Below are 14,902 nucleotides of genomic sequence, written 5' to 3'. Positions count from 1 at the left end.
TCTACCTTTCTTCCTCAAAGTTGTATATGAAAGCGGAGCTTGGTCTTAGCCTGACCGCGATGCGGTCACCGGAAGACAACGGCTCCTCATGCAAGACGTACAGCTTCTGCCTCTGCCCCTCCTGGGTCTGAACGACCGACCGCCAGCGTATGCCCTCGAAAGTGCAATGAAGCACGACAGCTTGCAAGGCGTTGCTGGTTTCGACATTTACGTCCTGAAGGATCGTCGCTTCTTCCGGCCGGAACATCAGAATGGCTTCGCTTCCTTCGATAAAATGTTCGTCAGCGTTAGGTGTTATGCCATGCAGCAAACGCTCGCCCATCCGTATCGCAGCCCCCTGCGGCGTATGGACGAACGTCCCGCGCAGGCCGTTAATGGCGCCGAGCAGCGAAGCAGCCCAGCGGCTGGCAGGCTTGCTGTAGCATTGCTGCGGCGTCCCGAATTGGTCGATTCCGCCCGCTCGCAAGATGAGCAGCCGGTCAGCCATCGCGAACGCTTCATCCGGGTCATGCGTGACATGGAAGACGCTGATGCCGAGCTTGCGGAACAAGTAGGCCATCTCGGTACGCATCTCGACGCGCAGCCTCATATCGAGATTGGAGAGCGGTTCATCGAGCAGCATTAGGTTCGGTCTGGTGGCTAATGCCCTCGCGATCGCAACACGCTGCTGCTGACCGCCGGACAGCTGCGGGGGCAGCCGATGCTCCAGCCCCTCCAGATGGAGCAGCTCCAGTAATTCGGTCAGCCGCTGTTCGATGCCGCGGCGATCCATACGCTGCCTCCGAAGACCGTAAACGATGTTTTCGGTGACGTTCATATGCGGCCAAAGCGCATAATCCTGGAACACCATATTCACCCCGCGTTTCTCGGGCGGGAGCATGCTTTTGCTAGACGCAATAACGCGGCCGTCCAACTTAATGTGGCCTTCATCGGGACTGGCCAGCCCGGCGACAAGCTGAAGCAGCGTCGACTTGCCGCATCCTGAAGGGCCGAGCACGCTAATGATTTCACCTTGGCGCATATCGAATGAAATGCCTCTAAGCGCTTGGAAGGAGCCGTAGTTTTTCGTTAGTTGGCTTACTTCCAGCAGCATTGCCGCTTGCGGTTTAGAATTGTTTTCGGTGGAAGCAGGAAGCTCTTCCATGGCAATAGCTGATAGATTCATGTTCATAGTCGCACCTCTTTGCGGCGAAGCAGCAGCTCAATCGCCAGAATAATCGTAATGACAATAATAGAGCCGACAATGGTAGCGGCTGAAGCATACCCGAAGTCCAAGTCTTCGAACGCCTTATTAATAGAGACGGGAAGCGTCATGAAGTTCGGCGGGAACAAGATCGAGTTAACGGCTAGATCGAATACGCTTGAGCCGAAAGCCGCCAGTCCCGCAGAGAGCAAAGCGCCGCGAATAAGCGGGATTAGAATGAAACGAATCCGGCTGAAGAAAGATCCGCCTTGAAGCTGAGCCGCTGTTAATAAGCTATGCGGTACTTTGGCCATTGCTCCGACCATAAGCCGCGTTATGACGGGGATGGCGCCTGCAATCGCGGCAAGGACAAGAATCCATGGCGTACCGTACAGCAGCAGGCCGATGGAAGAGAGCCAGCGTTGATTCCATACGAAAATATATCCGATGCCAAGCACGACGCCCGGAACGGCCAGCGTAACGATAGAGAATACTTCGATCGTCCGCTTGTAGCGGAACTGCGAGTAGCTGAGCACATAAGCGACTCCTAGTCCGACGAGCAGTCCTAGCAAAGCGGCTGCTGCCGCTATCATTAAAGAGTGGCCAAGTCCGCTCAGCAGCTCTTGCGAGCCTTCGAACAGCTTCCGGTAGTGATCGAGCGTCAAATTGCTCATTGTTAGTCCGCCAGACTGCTGCTTCAGCAGCGACATCATGGCGTTTGCGCCGAACGGTATGCCAATAACGACGCATAAGAACAAGATGTTCGCGATCGCTAGCGGAGCCGCGTATTTGCCGGCGGGCATCGGCACGGAAGGCACGGCGCGGGCAGACAGGAAGTCGAAGCGGGCGCGCCGCATCGCATAGAACTGGACGAACATGGCGATTCCGATCAGCGCGACAAGGTAGAACGACAATACGCCGGCCATGTCGAACCGGATTGGCGACGTGTAGATCGCGGAATAGATCGAGTAAGGCAAGGTCGGAAACTTGTAGACGGCGGCGATAGAGGCCGGAAGCCCGAAGTCGCCAATCGTATCCATGAATACAAGCGCCGCTCCCGCAAGAAAGGATGGCATGAGCAGCGGGGCTTGAACGGTTCGCCAGACGGCGAAGGGCGTTGCTCCGCTTAACCTTGCTGCGTGTGACAGCTGATCGACCTTCCACTCCATGGCGGCATGTACGCTGAGATAAGCGAACGGGAACTTGCTAAGCGTCATAATGGCAATAAGTCCCATGGGCTGGAAGACGGCGTCCGTTACCCAATCCCATCCGAGCACACCTGCGGCGATCCCGTTGCCTGAAGCAAACAGTACCCAACCTTGCGCCAATATAAAGGAAGGCGTGATGAGCAGCAGCCATACGGCACCGTCCAGCAGCTTGGCAGTCGGGAACGACCAAGCCGAGCGAATCATGGCGAGTACGCCGCCAAGCGTTGCGGCAAGAGCCGTTGTGCCGACACCGAGCAGAACGGAGTTCTCAAGCGACTTCTGCCAAAGCGGGCGGTGGAAAATTTCCAATAGAAGCTTAACGTCGCCTAGCTGCCAGCTGCCGAAGAAAACCCCGGGCAGCAGCACCTGAATCATGACTGCTGCCAAGGGATAGAGAACAAGAATGAACAAGATGATGCTGACGGACCATCCGAGACGATCCTTGATGATGTGTCCCATCGCTATTGCACGGACTGGTCGGCGAACCATTGCTTGATCGCCGCTTCATTCTCGGATGCCCATACTGCTTCTGTAGCTACCAGCTTCGCTCCGGCAGCGCGATCCGCTTTCGGCTGCACGCCGTTAACGGACGGCTCGAAGTAGCTTTCCTCGCCTTGATCGATGAGCGCCTGCTGCGTCTTGGCATCAAGCAGAAACTCGACGAACGCTTTGGCTGCATTCGGATTTTTCGTATCCTTTTGGATTGCGGCTACGCGAACGGATGCAGGGGCTCCCTCTTCAGGCCAAATGATTTCGATCGGCTCGCCGTCGTTTTTCATTTTGTAGGCATTGCTTTCCTGCAAGGCAGCTACTGTTATCTCGCCTGATGTCAGCGCGCTAACGACGTTCGGGTTTTTCGGATACACATGCAGATCGTTTTTCATGAGAGAATTAAAGTATTCCTTGCCGCCATCCAACGTTTTTTCATTGAAAAACCACGATACGAACGGATAAGCAGGCGCAGCGACTGCGGGATCGGCCATGCCGAGCATGCCCTTGTACTTGGCATCGGCGAATGCTTCCCACGTACTCGGAGCATCTTCGGCTTTGACTTTGTCCGTGTTATAAACGATAACGCCTGCTGCATGCGCGCCGGTAGGGAAGTACCACTGTTTCTCCGGGACGAAAGCTTTCGCGAAGTCCGTCAGATTAGCCGCATTATTCGGTGTCCAGCCCTCAAGCAACTGCCCGTTAGCCCCTAGGCTGTGGATGGACGGCATGGAGTCGAGCCAGAGAACGTCCCAATGGGGATTGCCTTTCTCTGCTTCGACACGGGACATAATCTCTGCGCCGTTGCCGACAACTACCTCGACTTTATAACCTGTCGCTTCTTCGAACAGAGGAACGATCATTTCATCAAAATCATTTAAGTAGACGGTCAGCGTTCCTGCGTCTTGGACGGTTTCGGGACTTGCTTCAGGCGCTTCAGTAGTCGGCGCGTTTGTTGCAGCCTCTCCCCCAGGAGCGTTGCTGTTGTTGCCGGTATTGTTCGTGCCGTTGTTGCCGCATGCGGCGATTACGATCATGACAGCTGCTACTAACAAGAACCCCAATTTACGACTCCACGTTTTATTCATTTTCTGTGTTTCCCTCCGATAATCTATTTTCGTACACGTTAAATGTAGCAATCGTTTGTTAGACGGGCGTAAAGTAGAGTTTCAGATTTTATTAAATATGCTCTATGAATATTGATGTTCATATAGATTTTATCTATATTAAAATGAACGAAGAGAAGAAGGCTGATGGGGGGCGAATTAATGAATGTGCAGCAGTTGAAAGTGTTTTTGGAAGTATGCGGGGGGAGGACTTTAGCCGAAACCGCGGGCAAGCTCGGACTCAAACAGCCGACGGTCAGCTTTCATCTACGCAAGCTTGAGGAGGAGCTGGGTGTTGAGCTGTTCCGCAAGCGCTCGCGCAGCCTTCATCCGAACGATGCCGCCGCCGAGCTTCTCCCATACGCCAAACGGATCGTCTATCTCATGGACGAAGCTAGGCAGACGATGGCTGAGCGGCGGGAGCAAGGAGAAGGAAAGCTTCGGATCGGGGCCAGTTATACGCCGGCGACCTATGTGCTGCCGTCCTATTTAACCGAGTTCCGCAGCTTGTATCCGAAGGCGAGCTTAATGCTGAACGTGAAGCAGGCTGAATCGGTGCTTGCGATGCTGCACAATTATGAGATTGATGCGGCGATTGTCTCGCTTGGTCATACGCAGGAAACAGGATTAATCGTACTCCCGTTATTGACCGATGAGCTTCAACTGCTCATGTCTCCGCAGCATCGGCTTGTGGATTACGGGGACATAACAATCGATGATCTTCGTGAGGAAACCTTTCTCTTGCATGAGACAGGAACAACATCGCGTACGCTGTCAGATGAGTGGGCAGATCAAGCCGAATTGCAGTGGTCGGCCGTTATGGAGCTAGGCGCGATTGAAACGATCAAGGAAGCGCTGAAGTGCAATATGGGCATCGGTATCCTGCCGCGCCGCAGCGTAGCGCGGGAGATCAAGGCCGGTGAGCTCGTCATGCGCGAGCTGCCAAGCTATGTTAATCGCAGGCAAATATGTCTGGCCTATCGTGACGAGGAGCAATTGTCGCCCCAAGTGCGAGCTTTCATCGAATATATGAGACAACGGATGAACGACAATGATAAGCTGTAGGAAATAAGTGTTAACGGGGGCGAATAGAATTGGGGAAAATGGACGGAAAGCTGGTCATTGTAACCGGAGCAAATTCCGGCATGGGTTTCGCAACGACCGTTGAGCTTGCTAAGATGGGGGCTAAAGTCATTATGGCCTGCCGCAGCGAGGAGCGGGGCAAGCAGGCGCTGGAGCAGGCGCGCGCTGCTTGCGGCGGAGCGGAGATCGAGCTGATGTTATGCGATCTCGGCCACTTGGCCAGCATCCGCAGCTTCGCGCAAGCGTTCAAGGAGCGTTATGGACGATTGGATGTGCTTGTGAATAACGCCGGCGTCGTTTCCTTGAAACGCGCGACGACGAAGGACGGCTTCGAGTCGATGCTTGGCGTCAATCATTTAGGACATTTTCTGCTCACTCATGAGCTGCTAGATTTGCTGAAGGCCGCGCCGCAAGGCCGAATCGTCAACGTTTCTTCAGGAGCGCATAAGGCTGGCCGGATTCACTTTAACGATCCTTTTTTAACGAAAGGCTACAATGTGGCGAAGGGGTACGCGCAGTCGAAGCTGGCGAACATTTTGTTCACGAGGGAGCTGGCAAAGCGTCTTGCCGGCACGAATGTGACGGTTAATAGCGTCCACCCCGGAGCGGTAGGCACGAATATCGGCGTTGACCGGACGACGGGCTTCGGCAAGACGGTGCTCAGAATGGTGCGTCCGTTCTTCCGCACTCCGCTCAAGGGAGCGGATACCGCGATATACTTGGCCTCCAGCGAGGCAGGCGGAGCGTCGACGGGACTTTACTACATCGATCGCAAGCCAGTGCAAGTATCGAAGCGGGGCGCTGACCCGGAGCTTGCCGCTAAGTTCTGGACATGGAGCGAACAGCAGGTAGCGCAGTGACCACCCCGGTGTTGAAGGCGTGCTGAATACGCGTAACCTATATTTTAACTTGTAAAATGTAAAAGACGTCAAGGAGACTTCAATGCGAAAACAGTTGGCGCTTGCGCTGTTAATCGGATTCGTCGTTATTGCGTTTCCGATCTATTGGATTACGAATCAATTGATTAAATCGTCGATGTATCCATCGTCCGAAGCCGGCGTTCTTGATTTGCGAGAATGGGATTTTCAGGAGAACGGAATAGCGCCTCTCAAGGGCGAGTGGGAATTGTATAAGGAGCAGCTGTTGACGCCGAGCGATTTTCACAAAAATGGGGAAACGGCTTCGAATCCGGTCGCAGATGACATCGTAGAGGTGCCGGGTATTTGGAATCATTACATGGCTCAGGCAGGGGAGACGGGAGCGGACGGGTATGCGACGTATCGGCTGCGTGTGATGGTGGAGGATCTGGGAGAGACGGTCTATGGAATTAAGACGAACAATATCCGCTCCTCCAACCGGATTTTCGTGAACGGAACGGAAGTCGGCGCCAGCGGCTTGCCTGGAAAGTCAAGCAAGCAAGGTACGCAGGACAACATTCCCTATGTAGGCGTGTTCACGGTAAGCGGCGGCGAAGTCGAGGTTATCGTTCAAGTGGCGAACTACAGCTATGCGTCGGGCGGCATGGTGTACGCCATCACCTTCGGCGACTATAAATCGATATTAAGAAGCAGGGATGCGAACGCCTTCGGCGATATTTTGACGGCAGTCTGCTTCATGGTGTCCATCGTGTATTTCTTCGTGCTGTACCGACTGCGGAGACAGGAGAAGCAGGTGCTGTACTTGGGCGGCTTCGCGGTAGCGGCTCTTGTCTATGTGCTTACTCATGGAGAGAAGCTGATCGGCTTTATACTGCCTTCCGCACCCTACGAATGGGTGCTGAGACTGCAGTTGATAGCGACCACACTCGTCTATTACTTCATCGTACATTATGTAGCAACGGATTCCCCGGCGATGGCAAATAGACGGGTGATGCATCTCGTGAAGTGGACAAGCGGCATTCAAGTGCTCATCGCTCTTACGATTTCGCCGTTTTTGTTCTCTCAGTGGGGAACCGTGATATACATGCTTAATATCGGCCTATTTCTCTATGTCGTCTTTTTGATGGCTGGAAGCTTGCGTTTTCGTTCCATAAACGTGCTGTTCATGCTTATGAACGGTATCAGTATTATGGTCGTAGTCGCGGTTAACCTGATGAACGTATACGGTCTCATGGAGAGCCAATTGCTTAGTTCTTACGGCATTCTGTTGTTCGTCATGACACAGGCGTTTCACTTCGCATACCGGTATGCGGGTTCATTCCGCAAGGTGGAGCAGTTATCCCAGAAGCTTCTGACGCTTGACGAACTGAAGAACGACTTTATGGCCAATACGTCGCATGAGCTGCGGACGCCCTTGCATGGCATCGTCAATATGGCATCGTCGCTGATGGAAGGCATCGCTGGGGACATGAATCCGAAGCAGCGGCATCATTTATCGATTATTATGGCTTCGGGCAAAAGGCTATCCTTGCTCGTTAACGATATTCTGGATTGGGCGAAGCTGAAGAACGGCGACGTCGTTCTCAAGCAAAGACATGTCGATCTCCGATCAATCGTTTCCACGATTCTAGAAGTATTTCGTCATTCGGTCGGCAACCGCAAGCTCGAATGGGTGCAGCAATGGCCGGATGAATTGCCGCTATTGCGCGCAGACGAGGATCGACTGCAGCAGATCTTGTATAACTTGATGGGCAACGCCGTGAAGTTCACGCGCGAAGGAATGATTACGATATCCGCCGATGTCGAAGGACCTATGATCGTCATTACCGTAGCGGATACCGGTGTCGGCATCGCGCCGGACCGGCTGGAGACTATTTTTCTTTCCTTTAATGAAACGCTGCACATCGTAGACGACGTCTACAATCCTGCGGGAATGGGACTTGGACTTAGCATTACGAAGAAACTGGTCGAGCTTGGAGGCGGAACGATATGGGCGGAGTCGGAGCTTGGCAGAGGAGCCGTATTTAAGTTTTCCGTGCCAGCAGCTTCATCCGCTGCAGTCGATGAGGCTGGCTATAGCGGCTACAGCCAAAGCCATCAACCGGCGATCATCGTTCCGACTCTGGAATCCGATTCATCAGTCGCAGTTACCATGAAGCAAGCTGCCGCATCGAAAGAGGACGCCGCCGGAGGACTGGTCCTTATTGTTGACGACGATCCGATCAATTTGCAAGTGCTGCGCGATATTCTGATCATGGACGATTACGACGTCATTGCCGCCGAGACGGGTGCCGAAGCTCTGGTAATGTTGGACAAAACCGATCGCGCGGAGGTTGAATTGGTCATTACGGATTGGATGATGCCGGAAATGTCCGGCCTTGAGCTTAGCAGAACGATCAGGCTCAGATATTCGCTATCCGAGCTGCCAGTCCTGATGCTGACTGCACGCGGGCGGGCCGAAGAGATTGAGCTCGCCTTTCGTTCCGGAATCAATGACTTCTTAAGCAAGCCGGTCGAAGCAAGCGAGCTTCGTGCGAGAGTGCGAACGTTAATTGAGCTGCGGCGTTCCGCTCAGAACGCCGTGCGTACGGAGATGGCCTTCCTGCAGGCGCAGATCAAGCCTCATTTTTTATACAACTCGCTCAATACCATTATTTATATGTCGAAAGTAAATCCAAGCCAGGCGACACAGCTGCTTACCGAATTAAGCACTTATTTGCGAGGCAGCTTCGATTTTCAAAGTCATGATAAGCTTATTCCGCTGCAGAAGGAGCTTGAGTTGATCAAAGCTTATTTGACGCTGGAAGGAGCTCGTTTCGAAGAACGTCTGCAGGTGCAATACGAGATCGAGGCGAGCCCGAATCTCCTGTTGCCCCCGCTTGCGATTCAGCCGATAGTCGAGAATGCGGTTAGGCATGGCATTATGCAGAAGGCGGCAGGCGGTACGATTAAGATTAAAGTATGGGAGTCGGACGAGGCGCTGCATGTGCTTATATCGGATGACGGAGTAGGGATGTCGGGCGAGCAGCTTACGAATCTATTCGTAGTGAAGCCTGGTCTCGGCTCGGGTGTCGGTCTAGTCAATATTAACAGAAGACTGCTCTCGCTTTACGGCGAACAACTCCATGTAGCCAGCGAGCCGCTTGTCGGTTCGGAAGTCGGCTTCAAGCTGCCTAGATCATCCATGAGAGATTACGAAGCGTCAAAGGGGGATCAAGATGTTAACCTGCATATTGGTAGACGATGAGAAGCCCGCGCTGCACCATCTGGAAATGCTGATTGCAGCCGACGGCCGCTTCCGGGTTGAGGGGAAATATACGTCCGCGAAGGCGGCGCTGGATCATTTGGCTGAATCGCCAGTCGATGTAGCCTTTCTGGATATCGGGATGCCCGAGATGAATGGACTAGAGGCAGGCGCTTACATAGGACAAATGCCGGGGGACATACGGATTGTGTACATAACCGCATACTCCCAATATGCGATCGAGGCTTTCGAGGTGCAGGCTTTGGACTATGTGTTAAAGCCGATCGAGGAGGAGCGGTTCGCCAAAACGCTGAATCAGATCGAGAAAAGGGTTCCGAACCGCGAGACGATTTCATCGGATCGGCTTATGGTGCGCTGCTTCGGCTGTTTGTCGCTTGAATACGAATCCGGCAAGACGCAGGTTCTGAAGTGGAAGACGGCTAAGGCGCAGGAGCTGTTCGCTTATATGCTTATGCAGCCGGATCGCTGGGTTGCGAAGGAATTGATATTGGACATGATATGGCAAGGCTATCCGTATGACAAAGCGTTGACCTATCTTCATACGTCCGTATCCCAAATCCGCAAGCTGTTCAAAGAGTGGGGGACAACGCTTGCGATCGAGTACGCTCTAGACAAATATCGGCTGGTGCTGGGTGAAGTCAAGGTCGACACGGCTGAATTCGACCTTCATTCGGATAGCTCCGAATCGATGATGACCGAGATCGAAGTTGTTCATGTCGACAGAGCTCTTTCGCTTTATCGTGGCGACTATCTTGACGGACTGGACTATGACTGGGCGGAAATGTACCGAAGCAGATTGCTAGACAAATATATTCATCTCGTTACCAAGCTTGCAAGCTATGAAATAAGCCAAGGCCTCGTGAGGAAAGCAGTCAACAGGCTATTGTCCGCGCATGAGAAATCGCCATATTCCGAGGAGCTATGCATGCTTGTTCTGGAAGGCTATGAGCGACTGGACGATTGGCAAGCTCGTCAGCGATACTACGAGTCATTCGTGGCGCTCCTTCAAGACGAACTCGATATTGGGCCTACTGAAAGTATGGTCCGCTGCTATGAACAAGGGAAAATGATCAGGTCCTCTAACCTAAATGATTAGGTTGGAGGGCCTTTTTTTTTGTTTTAGAATCCATTTAGCGACCTTTGTTATACTGCTCTTACGATACTGGAAGAGAAGCTTGCGGCGGTAAGCCGCCATGCAACAGTAACGATTCCGGCAATAACGGAGCGGATGTTATGGTAGGTCAATTCAGTGGTCAAATGGTCAAGCAAAGGAAACAAAAAGAGACAATTCTTGTTATGCATTCCGATATAACATCGTATATGCTGCCGGTGAGTCAGATTAAGACAGACCCTTTATTGAATCAGTTCGGGAAGAAGGCCAAACTTCAAGAAATCGTGTTTGAGGTTGAAATCGCCGCCTCGACCGCGGAATCGGAACAGCTTGCCGAACAAGCGGCAATCGCTGGCGAATTTACAATCCTCGTGAACCCTAACCATTTTACTGTAAAAGCAACCTATCGCAACAAAACGATCGAGGTGACCTCGTTCGAGTCTTATGTGGAAAGAACGATTGCAGTGCCGGAAGGCGTTGATTGTTCGCAAATAACGACTGCTGTCGTCATCGAGGCGGACGGGGATACCCGCCATGTGCCGACGAAGATCGTTGTCGAGGGCGGCAAGTATTACGCCAAAGTGAACAGCTTGACGAACAGCCGGTTCGTGCTCGTAGGGCACTCGGCCCAATTCGCCGACATGGCGGGTCATTGGGCGAGAGAAGCCGTGAATGATCTGGGCTCGCGGATGATCATCCAAGGCAATAGCTCGGGATGCTTTAACCCGAATCAATCGATCACGCGCGCTGAATATACCGATACCATCGTGAAAGGTCTTGGGCTGAAGCCACAAAGCGGCATAACTCCGTTCCCGGACGTTAACAGCGCGGATTGGTTCAACTGCTCGGCTAGCACGGCGCACACCTATGGCTTGATCGGCGGGCTCGCTGACGGCAAGTTTCATCCGGCGGACTTCATTACTCGCGAGCAAGCTTTTGAAATCATAGCGAAAGCAATGAAGCTGACAGGGCTTAAGGCGAAGCTGGCCTCCGCTTCCGCTTCCGCCTCCGCTGAACAAACATTAAGTGCGTTCATTGACGCAGGCCTGATCTCGGGTTGGGCGAAGAGCAGCGTCATCGACTGTTTGCAAGCAGGCATTATTGTCGGCATGACGGGTACCGAGCTGGCTCCAAAAACCTATATATCCAAAGCAGAGGCAGCCATAATCATCCGACGATTGCTTATGAAGTCCGGGCTTATCTAGGCGGGCGACAGGTCCTGGATGCTGGCGAGCTATCCCTAATCAACGGTCCTTGTTGAACGGGGTAGCTCTTTTTTAACCATAAGAAGTTCGTTGAAATATTTGCAACTAGAGGTGAACGGAAAATGTTATCTTTCGAACCGTTAAGGAAAGTTATTGCTTACCGAAATATTAAAATTACAGATATCGTGAACGAAGAAGGGATGTCATCGACGACTACCGCAAAAATAAATAAAGATAAGCCGATATCATTTGAAACGATCGATCGGTTTTGCGCCATGCTCGGCGTTCCAGTTAGCGATGTGCTGCTGTTTGTTGATGCAAAAGGCAATCCCGTAACAAACGGTGATAACAACATCGAACAGCTGAAGCAAGAAATTATGGAATTAAGACAGCGAGTGGCGGGACTGGAAAAGGCAAACAAAGATCTTGAGCAATACAAAGCAGCAAGAACTGAAAGCAACGGCAAGAACGGTATTCTGGGAACAACGAATAGACCGAACCGATTTATTGTTTTGGAGCTCAGAACGATTCGGAGAAAGTCTAAGCTGACTCAAGCCGAACTATCTGAGGCTATAGGCATCACGGGCTCCTATCTGGGGATGTTCGAACGGCAGGAGAAATATATGAACGATGAGCATCTCGCGGCTTTGAAAAGGAAATTGTCGATTCCGGAAGAGAATATTATAGAGATTGTATAAAAGGATTGGATTGCTTGACTGCGGCCGGCATTCTGTTGAAACAACTTGTTGCGCGATGCGTAATAAAACAACAGGTCATACAAATGCTGGGAGATTCAATAAGCCGGGAGGTTTTGCACATGGACAAGCAATCTGCAATCGAGCTCATCATTAAGGAAATGAATTTGTTGACCGACAAGCACCGGAATCAGATCGATCATCTGCTGGAAATTGAATTCAATTGGCAGGGAGAGATTACGGAAACGGTGCTTTTAGAGTGGGAGCAACCTAAGCTGCATACGCTGTTCCAGGTGATGAAGGGCATTCAGATGACAAGGGAATATGTGCCTGATATCATTCAAGCTTACGCTAGCATAGACAGAGACAATCTTTCGAACAAAGTGAAATTCGGCCGGATAAGCGATGAAGATAAGCCGGTACTAGAGCCTTCCCCAGAGGTTCATGGCCAATATGGCAAGTATACTGTACCGCAAACCGTAATCCGTCTCTACGAGCTCGAGCTGGAGCTTGGCCGTGATATGGATTTGAAGCTGGGCCTGCTCATGCAGAAGCAGGACTTTCGTTACGCTTGCACGCCGCCTGACTTTATCCCGTTCGCAAGTCCAGGAGTGGATGGCATTCATTATTGCTTCGTTACTGACTTCGGTACGGTTGCCGACTTGGAGAACGCCTATATTGCCGTTGTCTCTCCTATGGATTTCGACAATGAAATAGCGATAGTTGCCAGAAACATAGAGGAATTTCTCCGAATTGTATGTACAGACCGCAGTGTGCTGTACAACAATTATCGATCGGGTCAAGCGTATTTGGCCGACGTTCACAAGCGGGAGCCAGAGGAGATAAATGAAGGGCAGCGATATGCGGTGAACCGACTCAAGCGTGTATTCGGCATCGAGGCCATGGACGATCTTGCCTTGCATATCGACGAGGTGAAGGCTGAGCGGGCAGCTCGCGTTCGGCGGCACACGTTGGATTCGGTAGGCGTTATGCCGTTATCCGGTTCGAGCAGCCAGGGCCTATCGGCAGTGGCTAACGATACGCCGGAAAGCGCCGAGCTGCTGCAAACCGCTTTGGATCAAGCCGATGCGGAGACGAAGCTTGCAACCATTCGCAATCTCCAATACAAAAAAATCATTCCCGATGACCGCAAAATGTTCTTATTATGCATGAGAACGCTCGCTAATCTGGGCTTGAGCCATGAACGGAATCAATTGCGCAAAATCGGCTTACGAGAGTAACGGCGCAGAGCAGTGCTCCTGACAATTCGAAAAACATAGGAAGAGGTTATCCCTAAACGGAACGTCCAATTGGACGATAGGGGTAACCTCTTTGTTTGTATATGCTTGAAGTCTAGGTTACAGCCGGGTCCAATATCATTCGCAATAAATTAACCAGCCGTCCCGCTGGCTAGCTGGCGGATGCGTTCGCCTGCTAGACCGGTGAAGATGCCGCCATGATAACAAATGACAGTGTCTATATCGTATTGTGCAAGCTCAGATATGGAGCTGCAGGCTTGCTCATAATCCGTGCATAGATTCGGATCGGGAAGCTGCAGTTGTCCGTCGACGACCCTGAGCGCATCGGCAGCGATAAGCGTCTTGCTCGGTCTATGATAGAGGCTAATGTGACCTGGCGTATGCCCAGTTGTGCTGATGACGACGATACCGCCGCAATAAGGGAGCTGCTCCCCGTATTCCAGCACGGAATCGACTGAAGCCGAAGGAGGATGCTCAAGCGTTTTTCGAAATGCGGATCTCCATTCTTCGGGCACTTCCGGAGGAAGCGAACGGATAGCATGCTCGATCGCGGCATCCGTAATTTTGATTAGCCTCCGTTCGCCTTGAATGTACGGTATTTCTGGAGCGGAAGCATATATAACTGGCTTTTGCGGAAGTGCAGCCCTAATCGCAGGCAAACCTCCGATATGATCAAGATCCTGATGCGTTACAATAATGCGGTTCACCCGATCGATTGGAATGCCAACTCGCTCTAATTCGGCTCTCAGCAGCGGGAGTTGTCCGGGAAACCCGGCATCGACCAATATGACGTTCTCCTTGTCCCATAACACAGTAGGAAAGATCGTTTCCGTCTTGCCCATCATCTCGGCCGAAATAGATAAGGCCTGTATTCCGCTTTGTTGTTGCATGCAAAAAAACCTCCCTAATCAGATGTTGAAGAATCACGGGCTGATCCGTGTCTTCATGCAAGCATAAAACATCTTATCAGGAAGAGAAGTTTGTGTAAACTGTAAAATATTTTATTATAACATAAAAATATTTATTTGTCAATAATCATTTTGTTATAAAAAGGAGGCATTTCTTAAAAGCGGAGGAATGTCGAAAAGGAATCCGGATGACTGTCGAATCCTAGCGGATAGGAAAAGTTTATGTTGTAAAAGAATGTAAAATTTATATTGCTTATTTTTGGGTGCAAACTCTATAATTATCACATAACAAGTAATACTATTTTACTAGATTCAAACGAAGTTTCTAGTCTTAATTACCTAATATCCAGTTAGGGGGATGGAAAGTACAAGCACGAACATAATTACATAGGGAAGCGATGATTGCGAGTCCATAATTGGGCACTTAAACTCGCAGGAGCTAGTAGTGCAACCGACCTGAATCCATTTTTAAGTGACAATTGGATCAAGTCGGTTTTTTTGTGTTGTTAACT

11 protein-coding genes and 1 riboswitch are annotated in these 14,902 nt (G+C 51.5%); of the genes, 7 read left to right on the top strand and 4 right to left on the bottom strand.

Annotated elements, in window-relative coordinates; all coding sequences use genetic code 11:
• Position 1 precedes the first annotated feature (1 nt).
• The 3 genes from AC0YN0_RS24235 to AC0YN0_RS24225 are packed head-to-tail and all read right to left on the bottom strand — an operon-like array spanning position 2 to position 3,968.
• On the bottom strand, positions 2–1,171 hold the full coding sequence (locus AC0YN0_RS24235) for an ABC transporter ATP-binding protein (RefSeq protein ID WP_475823575.1): 1,170 nt from the start codon (positions 1,169–1,171) through the stop codon (positions 2–4).
• A complete protein-coding gene (locus AC0YN0_RS24230; RefSeq protein ID WP_475823574.1) occupies positions 1,168–2,880 on the bottom strand; it encodes an ABC transporter permease in 1,713 nt (570 codons plus the stop codon). Before AC0YN0_RS24230 ends, AC0YN0_RS24235 begins: the two co-directional genes overlap by 4 nt.
• Positions 2,853–3,968, bottom strand: coding sequence for an extracellular solute-binding protein (locus AC0YN0_RS24225; protein WP_475823573.1), 1,116 nt, complete (start codon positions 3,966–3,968; stop codon positions 2,853–2,855). The genes AC0YN0_RS24230 and AC0YN0_RS24225 overlap by 28 nt, the downstream gene beginning before the upstream one ends.
• Positions 3,969–4,148: 180 nt before the next feature.
• Here AC0YN0_RS24225 and AC0YN0_RS24220 point away from each other — a divergent pair, with 180 nt between their 5' ends.
• The 7 genes from AC0YN0_RS24220 (at position 4,149) to AC0YN0_RS24190 (ending at position 13,464) form a co-directional block, all read left to right on the top strand.
• Positions 4,149–5,051, top strand: a complete 903-nt coding sequence (locus AC0YN0_RS24220) for a LysR substrate-binding domain-containing protein (RefSeq protein ID WP_475823572.1) — start codon at positions 4,149–4,151, stop codon at positions 5,049–5,051.
• A gap of 38 nt (positions 5,052–5,089) precedes the next feature.
• Positions 5,090–5,929, top strand: a complete 840-nt coding sequence (locus AC0YN0_RS24215) for an SDR family oxidoreductase (protein ID WP_475823845.1) — start codon at positions 5,090–5,092, stop codon at positions 5,927–5,929.
• 82 nt (positions 5,930–6,011) lie between these two features.
• Complete coding sequence (locus AC0YN0_RS24210) at positions 6,012–9,194, top strand: hybrid sensor histidine kinase/response regulator (protein ID WP_475823571.1); 3,183 nt, start codon at positions 6,012–6,014, stop codon at positions 9,192–9,194.
• Positions 9,166–10,308 carry a response regulator gene (locus AC0YN0_RS24205; protein ID WP_475823570.1) on the top strand — a complete coding sequence of 381 codons (1,143 nt, stop codon included), beginning with the start codon at positions 9,166–9,168 and terminating at the stop codon, positions 10,306–10,308. The genes AC0YN0_RS24210 and AC0YN0_RS24205 overlap by 29 nt, the downstream gene beginning before the upstream one ends.
• A 200-nt stretch (positions 10,309–10,508) precedes the next feature.
• A complete protein-coding gene (locus tag AC0YN0_RS24200) occupies positions 10,509–11,528 on the top strand; it encodes an S-layer homology domain-containing protein (RefSeq protein WP_475823569.1) in 1,020 nt (339 codons plus the stop codon).
• A gap of 122 nt (positions 11,529–11,650) precedes the next feature.
• Positions 11,651–12,226, top strand: coding sequence for a helix-turn-helix domain-containing protein (locus AC0YN0_RS24195; protein WP_475823568.1), 576 nt, complete (start codon positions 11,651–11,653; stop codon positions 12,224–12,226).
• Between the two features lie 119 nt (positions 12,227–12,345).
• Positions 12,346–13,464 carry a hypothetical protein gene (locus tag AC0YN0_RS24190; RefSeq protein ID WP_475823567.1) on the top strand — a complete coding sequence of 373 codons (1,119 nt, stop codon included), beginning with the start codon at positions 12,346–12,348 and terminating at the stop codon, positions 13,462–13,464.
• A 149-nt stretch (positions 13,465–13,613) separates the two neighbouring features.
• Here AC0YN0_RS24190 and AC0YN0_RS24185 read toward each other — a convergent pair whose 3' ends face one another.
• Entirely contained in the window at positions 13,614–14,372 is a 759-nt protein-coding gene (locus AC0YN0_RS24185) for an MBL fold metallo-hydrolase (RefSeq protein ID WP_475823566.1), read from the bottom strand.
• Between the two features lie 400 nt (positions 14,373–14,772).
• Positions 14,773–14,856, top strand: a riboswitch (cyclic di-GMP riboswitch).
• Positions 14,857–14,902 lie beyond the last annotated feature (46 nt).

The sequence above is a fragment of the Paenibacillus sp. J22P218 genome, assembly GCF_056269195.1.
Note: the sequence above shows the minus strand (reverse complement) of the source record. Positions and strands in the feature narration are given on the sequence as shown.